This is a genomic window from Streptomyces sp. CB01373 (assembly GCF_002803075.1).
Taxonomy (GTDB): Bacteria; Actinomycetota; Actinomycetes; order Streptomycetales; family Streptomycetaceae; genus Streptomyces.
In genome coordinates this window covers 160,478-179,945 of the sequence record NZ_NNBK01000005.1, presented here as the reverse complement: position 1 = coordinate 179,945, position 19,468 = coordinate 160,478, and the positions used below count along the sequence as shown (strand labels likewise).

Below are 19,468 nucleotides of genomic sequence, written 5' to 3'. Positions count from 1 at the left end.
GACGAGGGAAGGGCCGACTGCCAGGTTCCCTGGCGTGGTCCTGTGATTCGTAGAGGGGTTCTGGTGATCTCTGGGGCCCATGTGGTGGGCCGCCCCGATCGCCACGTAGAGACTCGCAAACCTCAGCGGCGGATACAACCCCTTCCGGAAAGTTTTTTTTGATTCCTCGGTGTCGACTAGGTCACAGCCGTACTTCCATGGGGTGGATCCTGGCCTAAACGTTCGAGTGAAAGGACTTTCGCCCCTTCTACTCACACAATCACACGCAGTGCACGGCGTACGCCTGTGAACGTCACGCTTCGACGCAGCCCCAGGTGGTCACCGTCCATCTGGAGGGGCAGCGGCACCTTCGAATGCAAGGTGAAGCGGGTCAGATCGTGCAGGGAGGCCGCATGCCTGCCCTGGGGTCCGCGCTCGGGGGACGAAGTGAGCAACTGGGTGCCATACCGGGCAACCGCGGCGGTCGACAGGCGGCTGAGACCGAGCACATCGAGCCCGGTATCGAACGAGGCCTTAGGTGACGTGTACATCGGGCGATTGCCGAGATACGTCCACGGCGAGGTGTTCGAGACTATCGCCGCCACCAGGTCGGTCAGCGGGTCCTCTCCGGCGCGCTCCAGGGTGATCGACCCGCGCCGCCGGCTCGACTCCCCGAGGAACTGGCGGACCACCTGCCGTACGTACAGCGCGTGCGTGGACTTCTTGCCGCGCTCGCGCTGCTGCTCCACCCGGCCGACCACGCCGGCGTCGAAACCGAGCCCGGCGTTGAAGGTGAACCAGCGCTCCGGAACCGCCGCGTCGTCGGTGCCGGGCGTGCCCGAGGCCAGACCCAGGCCGACCGTGCGCTCGCTGCCCAGGCGCAGGGCGTCCAGGATCGCGCCGGTGGCCTCCACCGCGTCGTTGGGCAGGCCCAGGGCGCGGGCGAAGACGTTGGTGGAGCCGCCGGGCACCACCGCCAGGCGGGGAAGGCGCTCGGGGTCCGGGCCGCGGTGCAGCAGACCGTTGACGACCTCGTTGACCGTGCCGTCGCCGCCGAGGGCCACCACCAGGTCGATGTCGTCGCCGTCAGCGGCCTGCCGGCCCAGGTCGCGGGCGTGGCCGCGGTACTCGGTGGTGACCGCGTCCAGCTTCATCTCGCTCGCGAGCGCGTGGATCAGGACGTCGCGCGTACGTGCGCTTGTGGTGGTTGCCGCCGGATTGACCACGAGAAGTGCACGCATGAGGTGCAGCGTACCTACCGGACAGTACCGACCCCACCCCGAGGTAGGGATCGGGTAAGAGGCCGGGGCGTGAGCCTGCACACGGTGGTCCGGGCCGCGACGGCTACCCTGCTGGAGTGAGCAGTGACCGCAAACCCGCACCGAAGCCCACGAAGAACACGCAGCCCACGGACGCCACGGACGCGGCGGATGCCGCAGGTCCCCGCCCGCGGCGGCTGACGTACGCGGCGGCGCTGGCCGGGCTGGAAGGGCTCGTGCTGGTCGTCGGCGGGATCTGGATGCTCGTCGCGGGCGCCACCGGCCCCGAGGGCGACCGGCAGACCGGCGTCACCGGCGGCATCACGGTGCTCGTGCTCGCGCTGCTGCCGCTGCTCGCGGCCCGCGGACTGCTGCTGCGCCGCGGCTGGAGCCGGGGACCGGCGGTCATCACACAGATCATGGCGCTGCCCGTCGCCTACAACCTGCTGCGGTCCGACGGCGTGGCCATCCCGGCCGGCATCGTGCTCGCCGTGGTGGCCGTCACGTCGCTGGTGCTGCTCGTCAACCCGGAGACGACCCGGGCCCTCGACATCAAGGGCCCCGGCCGGGCCGGGGAGAGCGGACAGCGGTAGCCGGTGACGGCCGGCCTCCGCCCCGGCCGTCCCGGTTCCCGCGATCCCTCCTTCTCCTACTCCTCCACGAGCAGCTTCTCCCGCAGCTGGGCCAGTGTGCGGGCCAGCAGCCGGGAGACGTGCATCTGCGAGATGCCGACCTCCTGCGCGATCTGCGACTGGGTCATGTTGCCGAAGAAGCGCAGCAGCAGGATCCGCTTCTCGCGCGGCGGGAGATCCTCAAGGAGCGGCTTCAGCGACTCCCGGTACTCCACGCCCTCCAGCGCCTCGTCCTCGGCGCCGAGGGTGTCCGCGACCGCCGGGGACTCGTCGTCCGTGTCGGGGACGTCCAGGGACAGCGTGGAGTAGGCGTTGGCCGACTCCAGGCCCTCCAGGACCTCCTCCTCGGAGATGGCGAGCTTCTCCGCCAGCTCGTGCACCGTGGGCGAGCGGCCGTGGAGCTGGGACAGCTCGGCCGTCGCGGTGGTCAGCGCCAGGCGCAGCTCCTGGAGCCGGCGCGGCACACGCACCGCCCAGCCCTTGTCCCGGAAGTGCCGCTTGATCTCGCCGACGACCGTCGGGGTGGCGTACGTGGAGAACTCCACGCCGCGGTCCGGGTCGAACCGGTCGACCGACTTGATCAGGCCGATGGTGGCGACCTGGGTGAGGTCGTCCAGCGGCTCGCCGCGGTTGCGGAAGCGGCGCGCGAGGTGCTCGACGAGCGGCAGGTGCATGCGGACCAGCTGGTTGCGCAGCTCGGCGTACTGCGGGCTGCCCTCCTGCAGGGCGCGCAGCTGGACGAACATCGCACGTGCGCCACTGCGGTCATGAGGGTCGTGCCGCGCGTTGTGCACGATCGGGGCGGCGCGCGACCCGTCCTCGCCGTTGCGCTCGTGCTCGCTCATCGTCCCGCCCGTCGCCCTTCCCCGAGCCCTCGCCTCCTTCCCCGCGTTCTCGCCTTCGCTCGAACGGGAGGAGTCCCCGTGAGGGGGAGGACCGCCGTGGCCGGCGACCAGCGGCTCGTCCTCCGGGTGCGGCCTGGCCTGCTCCGGGATGCCGTCGATACCGTCCGCCGCGCGCCGGGCCGCGGCCGGACCGCCCCGGGCGGCCCCGCCCGGAGCCCCGGCCCCGTCCGCGCGCGCCGGGGGCCCGCCCTCGGGCAGCTCCCGTGTGCCGCGCTCTTCGTCCCGCACCGGACCGTCCCCGTTCCTCACGCCGGCCCGGGTCCCGCGCCGCGCTGTTTGTAGAGGCTGATCGACACGGTCCTGTCGTCGTCCACGGCGGAGGAGACCTTGCCCGCGAGCGCGGACAGGACGGTCCAGGCGAACGTGTCCCGCGAAGGCGCGTGACCGTCCGTCGTCGGGGCCGAGACAGTGACCTCGAGCGAGTCGTCGACCAGCCGGAAGACGCAGCTGAGCACCGAGCCGGGCACGGCCTGCTGGAGCAGGATCGCGCAGGCCTCGTCGACCGCGATGCGCAGGTCCTCGATCTCGTCGAGGGTGAAGTCCAAACGGGCCGCGAGGCCGGCCGTGGCCGTCCGCAGCACCGACAGGTAGGCACCCGCAGCCGGCAGCCGGACCTCCACGAAGTCCTGGTTCGCCACGGGCTCGCCTGCGATCTGGGACACCCTCACCTCCAAGGTGGTACAAGCTCTCTCAGGGCCGGGGGCATCCCCCGGACAACGCGATACATGGTTCAGCGGTGACGCTACCGCGCGCCCGGCCTTCCTGTCCCGGGGCCCCGACCCTTGCTGTCACTCATAGTAAAGCTACGGATACGCTCCGTGGCTAGGGGTCTGCGGGCCCAAATGGGAACGGCGGGCGCCGGGTTGACGTACCCAGACGTCAGACGGTCGAACCGTCCCCCGGTTCCGGTCACACGAGCACGTGGTCCACGAAGCACCAGCGCCAGTCCTCGCCGGGCTCGAAGGTCCGCATCACCGGGTGCCCGGTGTCCTTGTAATGCTTGGTCGCATGCTGTCCCGGTGACGAGTCGCAGCATCCGACGTGGCCACAGGACAGGCACAGCCGCAACTGCACCGGATGCGTGCCGTCCGCCAGGCACTCCGGACACGTCTCGCACTCGGGCACGGGCTCCGGGTGCGGCAGCGTGCCGGCGTGCGTGCACTGTTTCATGATTGCCAGATTACGACGCTCGTGCGGGGGACCGCGCGGAAAGCGGCCGGGCGACGAACGACGGGTGGGCGAGGACCATGGACGTAGTGCCGCTGCTGTTCCTGGTGGCGGGCAGCGCCGCGGTGGCCGGGGTCGCCCGGCGCACCCCCGTACCGGCGCCCCTGCTGCTGGTCGCGGCGGGACTGGCGGTCTCCTACGTCCCCGGGGTCCCCGCCTACGCCCTCGATCCCGGCGTGGTCCTGCCCCTGCTGCTGCCGCCGCTGCTGTACACCTCCGCCAGTGACAGCTCCTACCTCGACCTGCGCGCGCAACTGCGCCCCGTGGCGCTGCTCTCCGTCGGCTACGTGCTGTTCGCGACCTTCGTGGTCGGCTGGGCCGCGTACCTGCTCGTGCCGGGGCTGCCGCTGACCGCGGCGCTGGTGCTGGGCGCGGTGGTGGCGCCGCCGGACGCGGTCGCGGCGACGGCCGTGGCCCGGCGGGTCGGGCTGCCCTCGCGGATCACCACGATCCTCCAGGGCGAGTCCCTGCTCAACGACGCCACCGCGATCACCGCCTACCGGGTGGCGCTGGCCGCCGCCGTCGGCGAGGGCGCGACCTGGGCGGGCGGCGTGGGGGAGTTCCTGATCGCGGCGATCGGCGGCGTCGGCATCGGCCTGGTGGTGATGGCGCCGCTGCACTGGCTGCGCACCCACCTGAAGGAGGCACTGCTGCAGAACACGCTCTCCCTGCTGATCCCGTTCGTCGCCTACGGCGTCGCCGAGCAGGTGCACGCCTCCGGGGTCCTCGCCGTCGTCACCGTAGCCCTCTACCTCGGGCACCGCGCCTGGGAGGTCGACTTCGCCACCCGGCTCCAGGAGGAGGCCGTGTGGAAGATGGTGGCGTTCGTCCTGGAGTCGTCGGTGTTCGCCCTCATCGGACTTCAGCTCCCGGTCGTCCTCGGGGGCCTCGGGACGTACTCGGGACCCGAGGCGGCCTGGTACGCGGTCGCCGTCTTCCTGGTGGTCGTCGCCGCCCGGTTCGTTTGGGTGTACCCGGCGGCGTTCCTGCCCCGGCTGCTGTCCCGGCGCATCCGGGAGCGCGAGGAGAATCCCACCTGGAGGGGCGCGATGGTCACCGCGTGGGCCGGGATGCGGGGCGTGGTGTCCCTGGCCATCGCCTTCTCGATCCCGGTCACGCTCCACGACGGCGGGCCCTTCCCGAAACGGAACCTGCTGCTCTTCCTGACTTTCACGACGGTCATCGGGACCCTGGTGGTGCAGGGCCTGACACTGCCGCCGCTGATCCGGCTGCTGAAGTTCCCCGACCGTGACACGCGGGCGGAGACCCTGGCCGAGGCGAACGCGCAGGCACAGGCGTCCCTGGCCGCCGAGCGCCGCCTGGAGGAACTCCTGGCCGACGAGCGCAACGCCCTGCCCCCGCCGCTCGCCGACCGCCTCCGCACGGTCCTGGAGCGCCGCCGCAACTCCGTCTGGGAGCGCCTCGGCCAGGCCAACCCGGTGACCGGCGAGTCGGTCGACGACACCTACCGCCGCCTGTCCCGCGACGTGATCGGCGCCGAGCGCGAGGTCTTCGTGCGCCTCCGCGACGGCCGCTACATCGACGACGAAATGCTGCGCACCTTGCTGCGCAGGCTCGACCTGGAGGAGGCGGCTGCCTATCGAGAGGCGGCGTGAGGGGACGGGCGGGCCGGGTGGTTGTGCGGGCGCCGGGACGGGGAGTGAGGGGCCCGGGCGGCTCAGGCGGGTGCCGGGGTGCCGGGGTGCCGGGGTACGGGCGTGATGGCCCGGTGGCGGCGTTGTGGTGCCGGGCGGTTCAGGCTGTCGGCGGGAAAGGGGTGCCCGTGATGATCGCGGCGATCGCCGTACCGCGCGGGAAGGCGTCCTCGGCGGCCAGGGTGACCAGGCCGTACAGCAGTTTGGCGACGTAGAGGCGTTCGACGGGGACGCCGTGCCGGGCGGTGAAGTCCTCCGCGAAGGCGTCGAGTTCGGCCGGGACACGGGCGTAGCCGCCGAAGTGGAAGCGCTCGTCGAGCGACCACGTGCCGCGCCGGGCGCCGAAGGCCCGTTCCTGCAGGGCCTCGATGTCCGCAGCCAGGAAACCGCCCCGGAGGACCGGTACGCCGAGGGCACGCCGACCGGGCGCGAGACCGGCGGCCAGGCCGGCCAGTGTGCCGCCGGTGCCGCAGGCCAGCGCGACGACGTCCGCGTGCTCGCCCAGCTCCTCGCCCAGGGCCCGGCAGCCGCGTACCGCCAGGGCGTTGCTGCCGCCCTCGGGTACCACATGGGCGTCCTCGGCGCCCGCGGCCCGCAGCAGGGCCGCCAGCGTCTCCGGCTCGGCCTTGCGGCGGTACGTCGCCCGGTCGGTGAAGTGCAGCCGCATCCCGTCGGCCGCGCAACGCGCCAGGGAGGGGTTCAGCGGTCGCTCGGCCAGCTCCTGGCCGCGGACCACACCGACCGTCGGCAGGCCCAGCAGGCGGCCCGCCGCGGCCGTCGCGCGCAGGTGGTTGGAGTAGGCGCCGCCGAAGGTCACGACCGTCCGTCCGGCCGCGGCCCGCAGGTTCGGGGCGAGTTTGCGCCACTTGTTGCCGATCAGCTCCGGGTGGATCAGATCGTCGCGCTTCAGGAGCAGCCGCAGTCCACGACGGGTGAACCGGTCGTCGGCGACCTCCTGGAGGGGCGAGGGCAGCCGGGGGGACAGCGCAGCGGGGCCGGGGGCGGTGGAGCGGGTCACCCGGCCATTGTCGCCGCCCGGCCCGGGAAGCGGCACGGCCGGCGAGGCACCGCGAACCCGCTGGTCACGCAAAGGGGAAACGCAAGTTCTGCCCGCGGCGACAGTGATCCATTCCCGCTCTTTCGGGTAATAGCACGACCACGCTCCGTGCTGGAAGGCTGGCGCACGCAAATCGATGCACGGCCGAGCGTGCCGGGCATGAGCGGGAGGGCAATTCTCTATGTCGGTAGGCGAAGAGGTCCGCACGGAGCAGGACCGGCCGCAGCAGAGCCTCGGCACCGCGGCCGCGCGGAACCTGGCCACCACCACCAAGTCCGTTCCCCAGATGCAGGAGATCAGCTCGCGCTGGCTGCTGCGCATGCTGCCCTGGGTCGACGTGCAGGGCGGCACGTACCGGGTGAACCGGCGGCTCACCTACGCCGTCGGCGACGGCCGCATCACCTTCGTGAAGACGGGCGACCGCGTCGAGGTCATCCCGGCCGAGCTCGGCGAACTGCCGGCGCTGCGGGACTACGAGGACGACGACGTGCTCTCGGAGCTCGCCCAGCGCTGCCGCCAGCGCGAGATCGAGGCGGGCCAGGTCATCGCCTCCTTCGGCAGCCAGGCCGAGGAGGTGTACCTGCTGGCGCACGGCAGGGTCCAGAAGGTCGGCACCGGCCCCTACGGCGACGACCAGGTCCTCGGTGTCCTCGCCAACGGCGCGTACTTCGGCGATCAGGCTCTCCTCGACCCGGACGCCATCTGGGAGTACACGGCCCGCGCGGACACCGCGTGCACCGTCCTCGTGCTGTCCCGCCGCGACGTCGAGCAGATCGCCGAGCGCGCCGACTCGCTGCGCGCCCACCTCCGGCAGCAGGCCTCGAGCTCCGACCAGAACGCCAACAGGTACGGGGAGAAGGCGGTCGAACTCGCCGCCGGACACAGCGGTGAGCCGGACATCCCGCACACCTTCGTCGACTACGAGGCCAGCCCCCGCGAGTACGAACTGAGCATCGCGCAGACCGTCCTGCGCATGCACACACGCGTGACCGACCTCTACAACCAGCCGATGAACCAGACGGAGCAGCAGATCCGGCTGACCGTCGAGGCGTTGAAGGAGCGCCAGGAGCACGAGCTGATCAACAACCACGACTTCGGCCTGCTCCACAACTGCGAGTACGACCAGCGGATCCACCCGCACGACGGCGTGCCGAGCCCCGACGACATGGACGAGCTGCTCAGCCGGCGCCGCGGCACCAAGCTGTTCCTCGCCCACCCGCGCGCGATCGCCGCGTTCGGCCGCGAGCTGAACAAGCGGGGTCTGGTCCCGGAGACCATCGACATGGGCGGCAACCGCATCCCCACCTGGCGCGGGGTGCCGATCTTCCCGTGCAACAAGATCCCGGTCACCGAGGCGCGGACCAGTTCGATCATCGCCCTGCGCACCGGCGAGGAGGACCAGGGCGTCATCGGGCTGCGCGCGAAGGGCATCCCCGACGAGATCGAGCCGAGCCTGTCCGTGCGGTTCATGGGCATCAACGAGCAGGCGGTCATCAAGTACCTGGTCACGTCCTACTTCTCGGCCGCGGTGCTGGTGCCGGACGCGCTGGGAGTCCTGGAGAACATCGAGGTCGGCCGTTGGCGCTGACCACACGCGCCGGCTCCCGGTGTCCCGGCCCGCCGGGCCGGGTACACCCCCGGGGGACGCGCCCAGTTCCGGCTGCGGAAGCGCCACCGTCCGCGGTCTCTTCGCGGGGGATCGGATGTGGATCGGATGGTTGAGTTCATGACGGAGGCGACGCGGCGCCCGACCGGCGTGCCCCGCCCCGCGGGGGCCGAGCGGCCGGCGGGACCCGGCTCCGCCGAGAGCCTTCTCCCCCGCGCCGCCCCCGGTTGGGCGGGCGGCCCGGCCGCGCCCGACGGACACGACGCGGCGGTGATCCTCGAACGCTCCCGGGCGTCGGTCGACCCCGAACTGCGTGCGGCCGTCGCCTCCCTGCCCGTCTCGATGCGCCGGATCGCGCGCTACCACTTCGGCTGGGAGCACGCGGACGGCACCCCGGCCGCGGGCAACGGCGGCAAGGCGATCCGCCCGGCACTGGTCCTCACGGCGGCGACCGCGCTCGGCGGGCCGCCCGCCCGGGCGGTGGCGGCGCGGGCCGCGGCGGCGGTCGAGCTGGTCCACAACTTCACGCTGCTGCACGACGACGTGATGGACCGGGACGTCACCCGGAGGCACCGGCCCACGGCGTGGACGGTGTTCGGCGAGAACGACGCGATCCTCGCCGGGGACGCGCTCCAGGCGCTGGCCCTTGGACTGCTCGCCGAGAACCCGCATCCGGCGTCACCGGCCGCCGCCGCCCGGCTCGCGGGCTGCGTCGTCGAACTCTGCGAGGGCCAGCGGACGGACACCGCCTTGGAACGGCGCGCTCCCGGCGAGGTCACACTCGCCGAGGTGCTCGCCATGGCCGAGGCCAAGACGGGCGCGCTGCTCGGCTGCGCCTGTGCCGTGGGGGGCCTGTACGCGGGGGCGGGGGAGGAGGAGGTCGAGGCGCTGGACGCGTTCGGCCGGCAGGCGGGGCTCGCCTTCCAGCTGATCGACGACGTGATCGGCATATGGGGCGACCCGGCCCGCACCGGGAAACCGGCCGGTGCCGACCTCGCCGCCCGTAAGAAGTCCTTGCCGGTGGTCGCCGCGCTGACCTCCGGCACCCCGGACGCGGCCGAACTGGCCGAGCTGTACGCCCGGCCACACCAGGAGGGGGAGGAGGAGTACCTGGCGCTGGTGGTGGAGCGGGCCGGTGGGCGGGACTGGGCGCAGGCCCAGGCGGCCGACCGGATGGCCAGGGCCGTGGCCGACCTGGCCCGCGCCGTACCGGATCCGGCGAACGCCGGCGGACTGCTGGCCCTGGCCGAGTTCGTGACCAGACGCTCCAGCTGACCCCGCCGGAGAAGACCCCGGAGCCACCGGGCCCGTACGGCTCCTGACCCCGTACGGCCGCCGGCGGCTCCGGCGCGGCGGACCCCGCACTGCCCCACGGTGTGCGGGGCCCGCCTCTTTCGCTAGGCTCAACTCCCTTATTTCGAGCGGTACTTGAGTTGAGGGGGCGGACCATGGGCGTGGGGATCCGGGCGGCGGGGGAAGGCGACCGGGAACTGGTCGTGCGGCTGCTGGACGAGGCCTTCCAGGACGACCCGGTGAGCGGCTGGGTCTTCCCGGAGCGTGAGTACCGCCGTACGACCCACCACCGGCTGATGGCCGCCTTCACCGACATCGTGCTCGCCGAGGGCCGGATCGACGTGACCGAGGACGGCACGGCGTGCGCCCTGTGGCTGTCGATGCCGGCGGCCGACGGCGACGGCCCGGACGGCGGGGGAGGCTCGGAGGACGCCGACGACGCCGTACGGCTGCGCGAGAGCGTCGACCCGGCGAACCCGCGGGTCGAGGAGATCGCCCGGCTGATGGCCGACTCCCATCCGGCGGACCGCGCCCACGAGTACCTGTGGATGATCGGCGTCGCACCGGCCCACCAGGGCGAGGGCCTGGGCAGCACCCTCGTCCAGCACGTCCTCGACCGCTGCGACCGCGAGGGCCTGCCCGCCTACTTGGAGGCCAGCAGCGAGCGCAGCACGAAGCTCTACGAACGCCTGGGCTTCACCTTCGCCGACCACACCCTCGACCTCCCGGACGGCCCCCGGATGTGGCCGATGTGGCGCGAGCCTGTCACCGGCCGGGGGCACTGACCGCCGGACCCACGAGCTCGGGACGGCTCACCGCGCGCCCGACGTCGTCGCGGACTTCCCTCTAGTGCTGTGGCCGGAAAGGTTTGCCGGAAAGCTCGCGGCGTCCGGTGCGGTACATCGCAAGGCGGAGCATCGCCCGCGTACTGGATGTACTCGGGTGATGCGACAACGCGGCGAGGTGCCGCACCGGACGCCGCGAGCCGGTGAACCTTTCCGGTCACAGCACTAGGGGAGGCGGGCGAGCACGTGGGCGTCGAGGAAGCCGCGTTCGGAGGCCGGGTCGTGGAGCAGCCGAGCGACCGTGACGAGCCCGGCCCCGGCCAGCAACTCGGCGAACCGGTCCACGGGCCAGCTGTAGGCGGGCGCCACCTTGTGATCGAAGAGGACCGGCTCCGGTCCCTCGGTCCCGAACAACGAGACCAGGAGCAGGCCTCCCGGCGCCAGGACACGCACCTGCTCGGCGAGCAGCGCGGGCAGTTCCCCAGGCGGGGTGTGGATCACCGAGTAGTGGGCCAGCACTCCGCCGAGTGCGCAGTCCTCGACCGGCAGGGCCTCCATCCGCGCCTCGTCGAACCGCAGCGCCGGATGGGCCCGCCGGGCGTGGTCGACCATGGCCGGGGAGAGGTCGAGCCCGAAGGCGTCCAGCCCCAAGTCGTGCAACATGGCCGTCAGATGTCCGGGCCCGCACCCGACATCGGCTGCCCGCAGGTTGCCCGTCTCGCGCACCAACTCGGCGAAGGTGCCGACCATGGCCCGCGTGAACGGCCGCGTCTCCAGCCGATCAGCGAACATCGACGCATAGAGCTCGACGACCCCGTCGTAGGCCGCCCTGGTCCCGTGCTGGTGTTCCGCCACGGGGAAGAAGCTAACACCCGTGCCGTTCAAGGCCGTTCGCCGCTCGCCGAACCGCTCGACCTGCTCGTCCGACGAACAAGGGCGTGACCTGCCCTCCCCAGGCCACCGGCCTCAACGTCGCGCGTGGCGGATCTTCAACCGTCCGAATTCCATGGCCCCGGAGATTCGGATCTTCGGCTCGCCCGGGCGGGAAGGCCGCCGAGCCTTGTAGCGCAGGTCCTTCCACCCCGTGCGCAGACCCTCCACGTCAACGATCGCGTCGCGAGGCACGGTGATCCTGGCCCCGCCGGTGCCGAGCAGCAGCTCGATGTCGACGACCGCATGCTCGATGACCGCCCGGGACAGGTCCAGGCGTACCTTCCCGAATGCGGACTCAACCTTGAGGATCCGAGGTACCCGCCATAAGCCGCGCCGTTGGATCCGTCCGGCGGCAGCGGTGATCGTCGACGTGGTGTCCGGATTCTCCTCCGGGAGCCCGGCCACGGCCGACGCGAGCTCGCTGTGCGTCTTCGCGGTGACCATCCGACCGAGACGTTCGTCCATCTCCTCGTGCGAGACGCGCTCATCGGCGTACGCCTCCCGCAGACGCCGCACGGCCGTCTCACGGTCGTCTTCGCTGAGCAGCGGCAACCGATCTTCCTGCGGAGAGGTCACCGTCCCACTCTAGTGCCGCGCCCGCGACGTACCCGTGCCAAGGCCCGGAGCCGGCAAGGATTCTGACGAGGCGACCGACCACGCGCACCGTTCACGCCAGTTCACGCACAGGTGCGGATACAGGCCCGCACCCGAGTCGCGGTGGACGCCGGGTGCGGGCCTGGGGACCGGGCGATCAAGGGGATCGCGGGTCGGGGGCGTGATCGAAGATCAGGCCTTCTTGGTCTCCCAGAAGATCTTGTCGATCTGGGCGATGTAGTCCAGAGCCTTCTGACCCGTGGCCGGGTCGGTGGAGGCCTTGGCGGCGGAGAGGGCCTTCAGCGTGTCGTTGACCAGCTGGTGCAGCTCCGGGTACTTCTCGAAGTGCGGGGGCTTGAAGTAGTCGCTCCACAGCACGGAGACGTGGTGCTTCGCCAGCTCGGCGCGCTGCTCCTTGATGACGGTGGCACGCGTCTGGAAGTGCGGGTCGTCGTTCGCGGCCATCTTCTCCTGGACGGCCTTCACCGACTCCGCCTCGATGCGGGCCTGGGCCGGGTCGTACACACCGCAGGGAAGGTCGCAGTGCGCGCTGACCTTGACCGTGGGGGCAAACAGGCGGGAAAGCATGGAGCCATCCTTCCTCGTGATCGTCTTCTCAGGTGGGACATTACTCCCTGCCAGGCGTGTTTTCGCGAGTGCCCCCTAGGGCTTAGGACAAAAGTCCGGGGTGAGACTGAGACTGGTGGAGGAACGTGACCGGGGAGGTGCCGGGGATGCCGGAACTGTCGCAGGAGACCGAGCGCAGGGGCGCCGTGCTGCCCTTCGGGCTGGCCGAGGTGACCGGGCCGTCCATGGTGCCCACGCTGTACCACGGAGACCGGCTCGTGGTGCAGTACGGCGCCCGGATCCGGCCCGGTGACGTGGTGGTCCTGCGGCATCCGTTCCAGCAGGACCTGCTGGTCGTCAAGCGGGCCTCGGAGCGGCGCGACAGCGGCTGGTGGGTGCTGGGCGACAACGCGTACGCGGGCGGGGACAGCACCGACTACGGGACCGTGCCCGAGGACCTGGTCCTGGGCAGGGTGTGGTTCCGCTACCGGCCGCGCAAGCGCACTCAGCGCTCGCCGCTGGCGCTCGCGCGCTGGGTGCTGTCGGCGGCCCGGCCCGTGTTCACCGACCGGTCGGCCTCGAGGCGCTTGCGGGCCCGGTAGGCGGCGACGTTCGCGCGGGTCGCGCAGCGGTCGGAGCAGTAGCGGCGCGAGCGGTTGGTCGAGGTGTCCAGGTAGGCGTTGCGGCACGGCGCGGCCTCGCACAGGCCGAGGCGGTCGACGCCGTACTCCGTGAGGTGGAAGGCCAGGCCCATCGCCGCGAGCGCCGCGTAGCCGGCGGTCGCGTTGGACGGGTGGTCCGCCAGGTGCATGTGCCACAGCGGGCGGCCGTCGTCGTCGCGGTGGTCGTGTCCCGAGATCTGCGGGCTCACCGGGAACTCCAGCAGCAGGGAGTTCAGCAGGGCCACCGCGAGCGTCTCGTCGCCCTGGTCGGCCGCCTCGAAGACAGAGCGCAGCCGGGCCCGCACCGAGCGGAAGCGCGTGACATCGGCGTCGGTGGCCCGGCGGGCCGCGGAGGCGTTGGCGCCGAACAGGTCCCGTACCGCGTCGACCGAGGTCAAAGTGTCCTTGCCCCGGGCCGGTTCCTCGCTGTTGACGAGCCGTACGGCGTAATCCGAGTAATAGGCCAGTTCCACTTGTAGTCCTTACTGGGTCGCTCTATGGTGCGGGAGAGCGGTCGGTAACAGCCGGCTGGCCTTCAAGGGTATTACGTGACGTGGACAGGGAGGGCTGCGATGACGGACACGAGGACGGGCATCACCGCGGAGGGGGCCGACTGGGCGGCGTGGCAGGAGAGCTGGGACCGCCAGCAGGAGTGGTACATGCCCGACCGCGAGGAACGCTTCCGCATCATGCTCGACATGGTCGAGGCGCTCGTCGGCACCGCCCCGCGCGTCCTGGACCTGGCCTGCGGCACCGGCAGCATCACCGCCCGGCTGCTCACCCGCTTCCCCGGGGCCACCAGCACCGGCGTCGACCTCGACCCGGCGCTGCTCGCCATCGCGCGCGGCACCTTCGACGGCGACGACCGGGTCTCCTTCGTGACCGCCGACCTCAAGGACCCCGCCTGGCCGGCGAAGCTGCCGTACGACTCCTACGACGCCGTCCTGACCGCGACGGCTCTGCACTGGCTGCACAGCGAACCTCTCGCCGCCCTCTACGGCCACGTCGCGAAGCTCGTCCGCGACGGCGGTGTCTTCATGAACGCGGACCACATGATCGACGAGACCACGCCCCGGATCAACGCGGCCGAACGCGCCCAGCGGCACGAGCGCATGGAACAGGCCAAGCGGGCCGGCGCCCTGGACTGGGCCGAGTGGTGGCAGCTGGCCGCCAAGGACCCGGTCCTGGCCGGACCGGCGGCCCGCCGCTTCGAGATCTACGGCGAGCACGCCGACGGCGACATGCCGTCCGCCGCGTGGCACGCGCGCGTACTGCGCGAGCAGGGCTTCGCCGAGGCCCGCCCGGTGTGGTGCTCGCCTACGGACACACTCCTGCTCGCCCTCAAGTAGGGCACGGGGACCCATGCGAGAAGGGCGGTACGGGATCCCCGTACCGCCCCTCGTCCGTTCGCGTCCTGCTACAGCACCTTCGACAGGAAGGACTGCGTGCGCTCGTGCTGCGGGTTGGTTAGCACCTCGCGCGGATGGCCGGATTCCACCACCACGCCCTCGTCCATGAAGACCAGGCTGTCGCCGACCTCGCGGGCGAAGCCCATCTCATGGGTGACCACGACCATCGTCATCCCGGACTCGGCGAGGTCGCGCATGACGTCGAGGACGTCACCCACCAGCTCCGGGTCGAGCGCCGAGGTCGGCTCGTCGAACAGCATGAGCTTGGGGTCCATGGCCAGGGCGCGGGCGATCGCCACCCGCTGCTGCTGGCCGCCCGAGAGCTGCGAGGGGTAGTGCCCGGCCCGGTCGGCCAGGCCCACGCGCTCAAGCAGCTGCACCGCCCGGTCCCTGGCCTCGCCCTTGTTCACGCCCTTCACCTGGACCGGCGCCTCGATGACGTTCTCCAGCGCGGTCATGTGCGGGAACAGGTTGAAGCGCTGGAAGACCATGCCGATGTCCCGGCGCTTCAGGGCGACCTCGCGGTCGCGCAGCTCGTACAGCTTGTCGCCGTGCTGGCGGTAGCCGACGAGCTCGCCGTCGACGTACAGCCGGCCCGCGTTGATCTTCTCCAGGTGGTTGATGCAGCGCAGGAACGTCGACTTGCCGGAGCCGGAGGGGCCGATGAGGCAGAACACCTCGCCGGGCCTGACCTCCAGGTCGATGCCCTTGAGCACCTCCACCTGGCCGAAGGACTTGTGGACGTCCTCCGCCTTCACCATCGCGACGCCGGTGTCGCGCACGGTGGTGTCCTGCTTGGTGAGCTTGTCGGTCATGCCGTGACCTTCCTGCTGGAGAAGGACGTCAGGTGTGCCCTGACCTTCTGCCACGGCGTCGGCGGCAGGCTGCGGCTGGAGCCGCGGGCGTAGTACCGCTCGATGTAGTACTGGCCGACGCTCAGCACCGAGGTCATGATCAGGTACCAGGCGGCGGCGAGGAAGTACATCTCCACCGGGGCGCCGGAGACCTGGCCGATGTCCTGGGCGTAGCGGAACAGTTCCGAGAACTGGACGGCCGCCACGAGCGAGGTCGTCTTCAGCATGTTGATGACCTCGTTGCCGGTCGGCGGCACGATCACCCGCATGGCCTGCGGGATGATGATCCGGCGCAGGGTCTTGGAGTGGCTCATGCCCAGCGCGTGGGCGGCCTCCGTCTGGCCCTCGTCGACGGCGAGCAGACCGGCGCGGCAGATCTCCGCCATGTACGCCGCCTCGTTCAGACCGAGGCCGAGCAGCGCCGTCAGCAACGGCGTCATGAAGTTCGACCAGGTGTCCTTGTAGAGCGGCATCAGGTTGATGTAGTCGAAGACCAGGCCCAGGTTGAACCACAGGAACAGCTGGACCAGGACCGGGGTGCCGCGGAAGAACCAGATGTAGAACCAGGCGATGGTCGAGGTCACCGGGTTCTTCGACAGGCGCATCACCGCCAGGACGATGCCGCCGACGATGCCGATCAGCATCGACAGGACCGTCAGCAGGAGGGTCTTGCCGACACCGGTCATGATCCGGTCGTCGAAGAAGTAGTCGGGAACCGCGTGCCAGTTGATCCTGCCCTGGCTGAACGCGTAGATGATCGCGACCAGGATCGCGATCGCGACGGCGGCGGTGAGGTACCGCCCGTAGTGCCGGACCGGGATGGCCTTGATGGCCTGCGGTCCGGCCGGGGGCGTGTTCTTGGGCCCCGCCGTCTTGTCGATGTCAGCAGTCACGGGTGTCGCCTCTCAGCGGCTGCTCGGCGCGGTCACTTGCCGCCGTTGATGACGGATTCCTTGACGGCACCGTCCTGGACGCCCCACTTCTCCAGGATCTTCTCGTACTCGCCGTTCTTGATGATCGCGTTCACCGCGGCCTGGAGGGCGTCGCGCAGCTGCGTGTTCGTCTTGCTGACGGCGATGCCGTAGGGGGCCGCCTGGACCTGCGGGCCGACGACCTCGAAGTCGTTGCCGCCGCCGGAGGTCTTCACCGCGTACGCGGCGACCGGGAAGTCGGAGGAGACCGCGTCCGCGCCGCCCGAGCGCAGCCGGGTCTGGGCCTGCTGGTCGTCGTCGAACGGCTCGATGGTGAGCTTCTTGTTGGCCGGGCACTTCTTCGCCTCGGACTTCGCGAGGTCCTCGGAGACCGTGCCGCGCTCCAGGGCGATCTTCTTGCCGCACAGGTCGGACCAGCTGTTGATGCCCTTGGTGTCGCCCTTGCGGGTGTAGATCGAGACACCGGCGGTCAGGTAGTCGACGAAGTCGACGCCCTCGCCGACCTTCTTGCCCGTGCTGGGGTCGACGCCTTCCTGACGGCTCTTGTTGTCCGTCATGGCCGACATGGCGATGTCGTAGCGGTTGGACCGCAGACCGGTGAGCAGGGCGTCGAAGGTGCCGTTCTCGAACTCGAGGGTCACCCCGAGCTGCTTCCCCAGGGCGGCCGCGACGTCGGGGTCGAGACCGACGACCTTGCCGGACTTGTCCTTGAACTCGACCGGCGCGTACGCGATGTCGGAGCCGATCTTGATGGACCCCTTTTCCCGGATCTGGGCCGGGAGCTTGTCGGCCAGCGGGGCGGAGTTCGCCGAGCTGCCCGACGACTTGTCCTTGGTCTGGTCACCGCAGCCGGTGAGAATCAGGGCGCCGGTGACCACGATCGCACCGACCGCAGCTAGCCGGGAGCGCGCGGCGGTCGTACGACGGGTGGAGCGTGTGGTCATGGTGTTCCTCCGGCTGATGGATGGCGCTGCCGACGGGCGACGAGACCACACACCTTCGAGTGTTGCGACCTCGTGTGATTGACCGCATCTTGCCATTCGGGCTGCTCCATTCAGGGGTGTCGCCATGTCAAAATCGGATAACGGGTGACCCCCGAACAGCCCACAGCGGCTCCGGCAAAGCCGGACCATCTGCGGGAATGCCTTCTTCCGGCCGGAGGATCTTCGGCCCGTCTCAGGATGCGGTCCACCGCTGCATGGTGTTTGAGTGCAGTTAAAACCCTGTCGGGTATTCGGCGATGAGTTGTCCCCATATTGGGCCAAGTGCCGCGTCCCCGTCATGTGACCTTGACGTTATGGACTCGTCGTTGACGTCGATCGTCCGGTAAGAAGGTTCTTTACACCCCTCATCCGGGGCTCGAGCGCGTGTGCGGCGCGCCCGTCGCGTAGGTGACCGAAGACATCACTCACGGTCCGTGCGCGGTCCCGCCCGCTCCCACCAGGAGCGGCAACCCTCAAACCATGAAACTTTAAGGGGTAAAACGAAGTGGCAGCGGAGATCGTCAATCCTCGCAGCGACAGCGGTACGGACCAGGACGGCGGAGCAGAGCCGCTCGACTCCTTCGATCCGGCCTTCGCGCTGCACCGCGGTGGCAAGATGGCCGTGCAGGCCACTGTGCCCATCCGCGACAAGGACGACCTGTCCCTGGCGTACACGCCCGGCGTCGCGCGCGTTTGTTCCGCCATCGCGGAGCAGCCGGAACTGGTCCACGACTACACGTGGAAGTCGTCCGTGGTCGCCGTCGTGACCGATGGCACGGCTGTTCTGGGGCTCGGTGACATCGGCCCCGAAGCCTCCCTCCCGGTCATGGAGGGCAAGGCGATCCTGTTCAAGCAGTTCGGCGGCGTGGACGCGGTGCCGATCGCGCTGAACTGCACCGACGTCGACGAGATCGTCGAGACCGTGGTGCGTCTCGCGCCGTCCTTCGGCGGCGTGAACCTGGAGGACATCTCGGCTCCCCGGTGCTTCGAGATCGAGCGCCGGCTGCAGGAGCGTCTGGACATCCCGGTCTTCCACGACGACCAGCACGGCACGGCGGTCGTGACCCTCGCGGCGCTGCGCAACGCGGCCCGGCTGAGCGGGCGCGCGATCGGAGAGCTGCGGGCCGTGATCTCGGGCGCGGGCGCGGCCGGTGTGGCCATCGCCAGGATGCTGGTCGAGGCCGGTATCGGCGATGTCGCGGTCGCGGACCGCAAGGGCGTGGTGTCGGCCGACCGCACGGACCTGACGCAGGTCAAGCGCGAGCTGGCCGAGTTCACCAACAAGGCCGGTGTCAGCGGTTCCCTGGAGGACGCGCTGGCCGGGGCCGACGTCTTCATCGGCGTCTCCGGCGGCACGGTGCCGGAGGAGGCCGTGGCGTCGATGGCCGAGGGCGCGTTCGTGTTCGCCATGGCCAACCCGAACCCCGAGGTGCACCCCGAGGTCGCGCACAAGTACGCGGCGGTCGTGGCGACCGGGCGCTCGGACTTCCCCAACCAGATCAACAACGTCCTGGCCTTCCCCGGCATCTTCGCGGGCGCGCTCCAGGTGCGGGCGTCCCGGATCACCGAGGGAATGAAGATCGCGGCGGCCGAGGCGCTGGCCGGAGTCGTCGGCGACGACCTCGCTGCGGACTACGTGATCCCCTCGCCGTTCGACGAGCGGGTGGCACCCGCGGTGACCGCGGCGGTGGCCGCCGCGGCCCGTGCCGAGGGCGTGGCCCGTCGCTGAGCCGACCGGAACGGCCCCGTCCCCCTGCGGACGGGGCCGTTCGTCTTTTCCCGCGTCCCTCGTCCCTCGTCCTCGTGTCTGGCTGTCTGGCAAGAGGGTGAGCGTCACAGAGGTGCGTGGTTCCGTCGGCCGGGGCACACCCCTAGGGTCAAGGTCATGTTCGCTGTCTACGCCGCCCGAATCGACCGCGACCAGCCGCTGAGCGGCCTGGAGTCGGGGGAGCGCCCGGCCCCCGAGGCCCGTCCCGGCTGGAGCACGGTCAATGTCAGGGCCGCCTCACTGAACCACCACGACCTCTGGTCGCTGAGGGGGGTGGGGCTGTCCGAGGACAAGCTGCCCATGATCCTCGGCTGCGACGCCGCCGGTGTCGACGAGGACGGCAACGAGGTCGTCCTGCACTCCGTGAT

General features: G+C 70.8%; 21 protein-coding genes. 9 read left to right on the top strand and 12 right to left on the bottom strand.

All coding sequences use genetic code 11. From position 1 onward, the window contains the following. Positions 1-251: 251 nt before the first annotated feature. Positions 252-1,220, bottom strand: a complete 969-nt coding sequence (locus CG719_RS09725) for a diacylglycerol/lipid kinase family protein (protein WP_100568131.1) — start codon at positions 1,218-1,220, stop codon at positions 252-254. A 116-nt stretch (positions 1,221-1,336) separates the two neighbouring features. Between CG719_RS09725 and CG719_RS09720 the strand changes: the two genes are divergently transcribed. After that, on the top strand, positions 1,337-1,831 hold the full coding sequence (locus CG719_RS09720) for a hypothetical protein (RefSeq protein WP_199836575.1): 495 nt from the start codon (positions 1,337-1,339) through the stop codon (positions 1,829-1,831). A 56-nt stretch (positions 1,832-1,887) separates the two neighbouring features. On the opposite strand, the gene CG719_RS09715 is transcribed toward CG719_RS09720, so the two are convergent. From CG719_RS09715 to CG719_RS09705, 3 genes are all read right to left on the bottom strand, one after another. Then, positions 1,888-3,003, bottom strand: a complete 1,116-nt coding sequence (locus tag CG719_RS09715; protein ID WP_199836574.1) for an RNA polymerase sigma factor SigF — start codon at positions 3,001-3,003, stop codon at positions 1,888-1,890. 17 nt (positions 3,004-3,020) lie between these two features. Next, positions 3,021-3,437, bottom strand: coding sequence for an anti-sigma regulatory factor (locus CG719_RS09710; RefSeq protein ID WP_100568129.1), 417 nt, complete (start codon positions 3,435-3,437; stop codon positions 3,021-3,023). Between the two features lie 247 nt (positions 3,438-3,684). Beyond that, on the bottom strand, positions 3,685-3,945 hold the full coding sequence (locus CG719_RS09705; RefSeq protein ID WP_100568128.1) for a UBP-type zinc finger domain-containing protein: 261 nt from the start codon (positions 3,943-3,945) through the stop codon (positions 3,685-3,687). A gap of 77 nt (positions 3,946-4,022) precedes the next feature. Here CG719_RS09705 and CG719_RS09700 point away from each other — a divergent pair, with 77 nt between their 5' ends. Continuing rightward, positions 4,023-5,618 carry a Na+/H+ antiporter gene (locus CG719_RS09700; RefSeq protein WP_100568127.1) on the top strand — a complete coding sequence of 532 codons (1,596 nt, stop codon included), beginning with the start codon at positions 4,023-4,025 and terminating at the stop codon, positions 5,616-5,618. Positions 5,619-5,757: 139 nt separating this feature from the next. Here CG719_RS09700 and CG719_RS09695 read toward each other — a convergent pair whose 3' ends face one another. Continuing rightward, a complete protein-coding gene (locus CG719_RS09695) occupies positions 5,758-6,675 on the bottom strand; it encodes a 1-aminocyclopropane-1-carboxylate deaminase/D-cysteine desulfhydrase (RefSeq protein WP_100568126.1) in 918 nt (305 codons plus the stop codon). 220 nt (positions 6,676-6,895) lie between these two features. On the opposite strand from CG719_RS09695, the gene CG719_RS09690 reads away from it, so the two are divergent. From CG719_RS09690 to CG719_RS09680, 3 genes are all read left to right on the top strand, one after another. Further along, a complete protein-coding gene (locus CG719_RS09690) occupies positions 6,896-8,302 on the top strand; it encodes a family 2B encapsulin nanocompartment shell protein (protein WP_100568125.1) in 1,407 nt (468 codons plus the stop codon). 126 nt (positions 8,303-8,428) lie between these two features. Next, on the top strand, positions 8,429-9,595 hold the full coding sequence (locus CG719_RS09685; RefSeq protein ID WP_100568124.1) for a family 2 encapsulin nanocompartment cargo protein polyprenyl transferase: 1,167 nt from the start codon (positions 8,429-8,431) through the stop codon (positions 9,593-9,595). A 173-nt stretch (positions 9,596-9,768) separates the two neighbouring features. Continuing rightward, positions 9,769-10,398, top strand: a complete 630-nt coding sequence (locus tag CG719_RS09680; RefSeq protein ID WP_100568123.1) for a GNAT family N-acetyltransferase — start codon at positions 9,769-9,771, stop codon at positions 10,396-10,398. A 225-nt stretch (positions 10,399-10,623) separates the two neighbouring features. On the opposite strand, the gene CG719_RS09675 is transcribed toward CG719_RS09680, so the two are convergent. The 3 genes from CG719_RS09675 to sodN all read right to left on the bottom strand — a co-directional run bounded on the left by CG719_RS09675 (position 10,624) and on the right by sodN (position 12,513). Then, positions 10,624-11,253, bottom strand: a complete 630-nt coding sequence (locus tag CG719_RS09675; RefSeq protein WP_100568122.1) for a class I SAM-dependent methyltransferase — start codon at positions 11,251-11,253, stop codon at positions 10,624-10,626. A 111-nt stretch (positions 11,254-11,364) separates the two neighbouring features. Then, entirely contained in the window at positions 11,365-11,907 is a 543-nt protein-coding gene (locus tag CG719_RS09670) for a DUF1707 SHOCT-like domain-containing protein (protein WP_100568121.1), read from the bottom strand. Between the two features lie 210 nt (positions 11,908-12,117). After that, positions 12,118-12,513: a superoxide dismutase, Ni gene (gene sodN, locus CG719_RS09665; RefSeq protein ID WP_100568120.1), complete on the bottom strand. Its 396-nt coding sequence runs from the start codon at positions 12,511-12,513 to the stop codon at positions 12,118-12,120. 146 nt (positions 12,514-12,659) lie between these two features. Here sodN and sodX point away from each other — a divergent pair, with 146 nt between their 5' ends. Continuing rightward, on the top strand, positions 12,660-13,094 hold the full coding sequence (gene sodX, locus CG719_RS09660; protein ID WP_100568274.1) for a nickel-type superoxide dismutase maturation protease: 435 nt from the start codon (positions 12,660-12,662) through the stop codon (positions 13,092-13,094). Here sodX and CG719_RS09655 read toward each other — a convergent pair. Then, complete coding sequence (locus CG719_RS09655; RefSeq protein WP_100568119.1) at positions 12,998-13,627, bottom strand: CGNR zinc finger domain-containing protein; 630 nt, start codon at positions 13,625-13,627, stop codon at positions 12,998-13,000. The two genes, sodX and CG719_RS09655, sit on opposite strands and share 97 nt — an antisense overlap. Before the next feature lie 99 nt (positions 13,628-13,726). Between CG719_RS09655 and CG719_RS09650 the strand changes: the two genes are divergently transcribed. Continuing rightward, positions 13,727-14,503 carry a class I SAM-dependent methyltransferase gene (locus CG719_RS09650; RefSeq protein ID WP_100568118.1) on the top strand — a complete coding sequence of 259 codons (777 nt, stop codon included), beginning with the start codon at positions 13,727-13,729 and terminating at the stop codon, positions 14,501-14,503. 68 nt (positions 14,504-14,571) lie between these two features. Here CG719_RS09650 and CG719_RS09645 read toward each other — a convergent pair whose 3' ends face one another. From CG719_RS09645 to CG719_RS09635, 3 genes are read right to left on the bottom strand one after another with little or no spacing between them, the layout of a single operon-like run. Next, positions 14,572-15,324 carry an amino acid ABC transporter ATP-binding protein gene (locus tag CG719_RS09645; protein WP_100568273.1) on the bottom strand — a complete coding sequence of 251 codons (753 nt, stop codon included), beginning with the start codon at positions 15,322-15,324 and terminating at the stop codon, positions 14,572-14,574. Positions 15,325-15,374: 50 nt separating this feature from the next. Continuing rightward, positions 15,375-16,310, bottom strand: coding sequence for an amino acid ABC transporter permease (locus CG719_RS09640; RefSeq protein ID WP_100568117.1), 936 nt, complete (start codon positions 16,308-16,310; stop codon positions 15,375-15,377). A gap of 32 nt (positions 16,311-16,342) precedes the next feature. Beyond that, on the bottom strand, positions 16,343-17,293 hold the full coding sequence (locus CG719_RS09635; protein ID WP_100568116.1) for an ABC transporter substrate-binding protein: 951 nt from the start codon (positions 17,291-17,293) through the stop codon (positions 16,343-16,345). Positions 17,294-17,837: 544 nt separating this feature from the next. Here CG719_RS09635 and CG719_RS09625 point away from each other — a divergent pair. Then, positions 17,838-19,061: an NAD(P)-dependent malic enzyme gene (locus CG719_RS09625; protein WP_100568115.1), complete on the top strand. Its 1,224-nt coding sequence runs from the start codon at positions 17,838-17,840 to the stop codon at positions 19,059-19,061. A 156-nt stretch (positions 19,062-19,217) separates the two neighbouring features. After that, a partial coding sequence (locus CG719_RS36305; protein ID WP_324838195.1) for an alcohol dehydrogenase catalytic domain-containing protein occupies positions 19,218-19,468 on the top strand: 251 nt, incomplete at its 3' end.

Excerpts from the sequence above, each read along its gene's own strand:
- sodN (WP_100568120.1), bottom strand. The coding sequence starts at position 12,513 with ATGCTTTCCCGCCTGTTTGCCCCCACGGTCAAGGTCAGCGCGCACTGC.
- CG719_RS09700 (WP_100568127.1), top strand. The coding sequence starts at position 4,023 with ATGGACGTAGTGCCGCTGCTGTTCCTGGTGGCGGGCAGCGCCGCGGTG.
- CG719_RS09680 (WP_100568123.1), top strand. The coding sequence starts at position 9,769 with ATGGGCGTGGGGATCCGGGCGGCGGGGGAAGGCGACCGGGAACTGGTC.
- CG719_RS09725 (WP_100568131.1), bottom strand. The coding sequence starts at position 1,220 with ATGCGTGCACTTCTCGTGGTCAATCCGGCGGCAACCACCACAAGCGCA.
- CG719_RS09690 (WP_100568125.1), top strand. The coding sequence starts at position 6,896 with ATGTCGGTAGGCGAAGAGGTCCGCACGGAGCAGGACCGGCCGCAGCAG.
- CG719_RS09650 (WP_100568118.1), top strand. The coding sequence starts at position 13,727 with ATGACGGACACGAGGACGGGCATCACCGCGGAGGGGGCCGACTGGGCG.
- CG719_RS09635 (WP_100568116.1), bottom strand. The coding sequence starts at position 17,293 with ATGACCACACGCTCCACCCGTCGTACGACCGCCGCGCGCTCCCGGCTA.
- sodX (WP_100568274.1), top strand. The coding sequence starts at position 12,660 with ATGCCGGAACTGTCGCAGGAGACCGAGCGCAGGGGCGCCGTGCTGCCC.
- CG719_RS09705 (WP_100568128.1), bottom strand. The coding sequence starts at position 3,945 with ATGAAACAGTGCACGCACGCCGGCACGCTGCCGCACCCGGAGCCCGTG.
- CG719_RS09685 (WP_100568124.1), top strand. The coding sequence starts at position 8,429 with ATGGTTGAGTTCATGACGGAGGCGACGCGGCGCCCGACCGGCGTGCCC.
- CG719_RS09645 (WP_100568273.1), bottom strand. The coding sequence starts at position 15,324 with ATGGTGAAGGCGGAGGACGTCCACAAGTCCTTCGGCCAGGTGGAGGTG.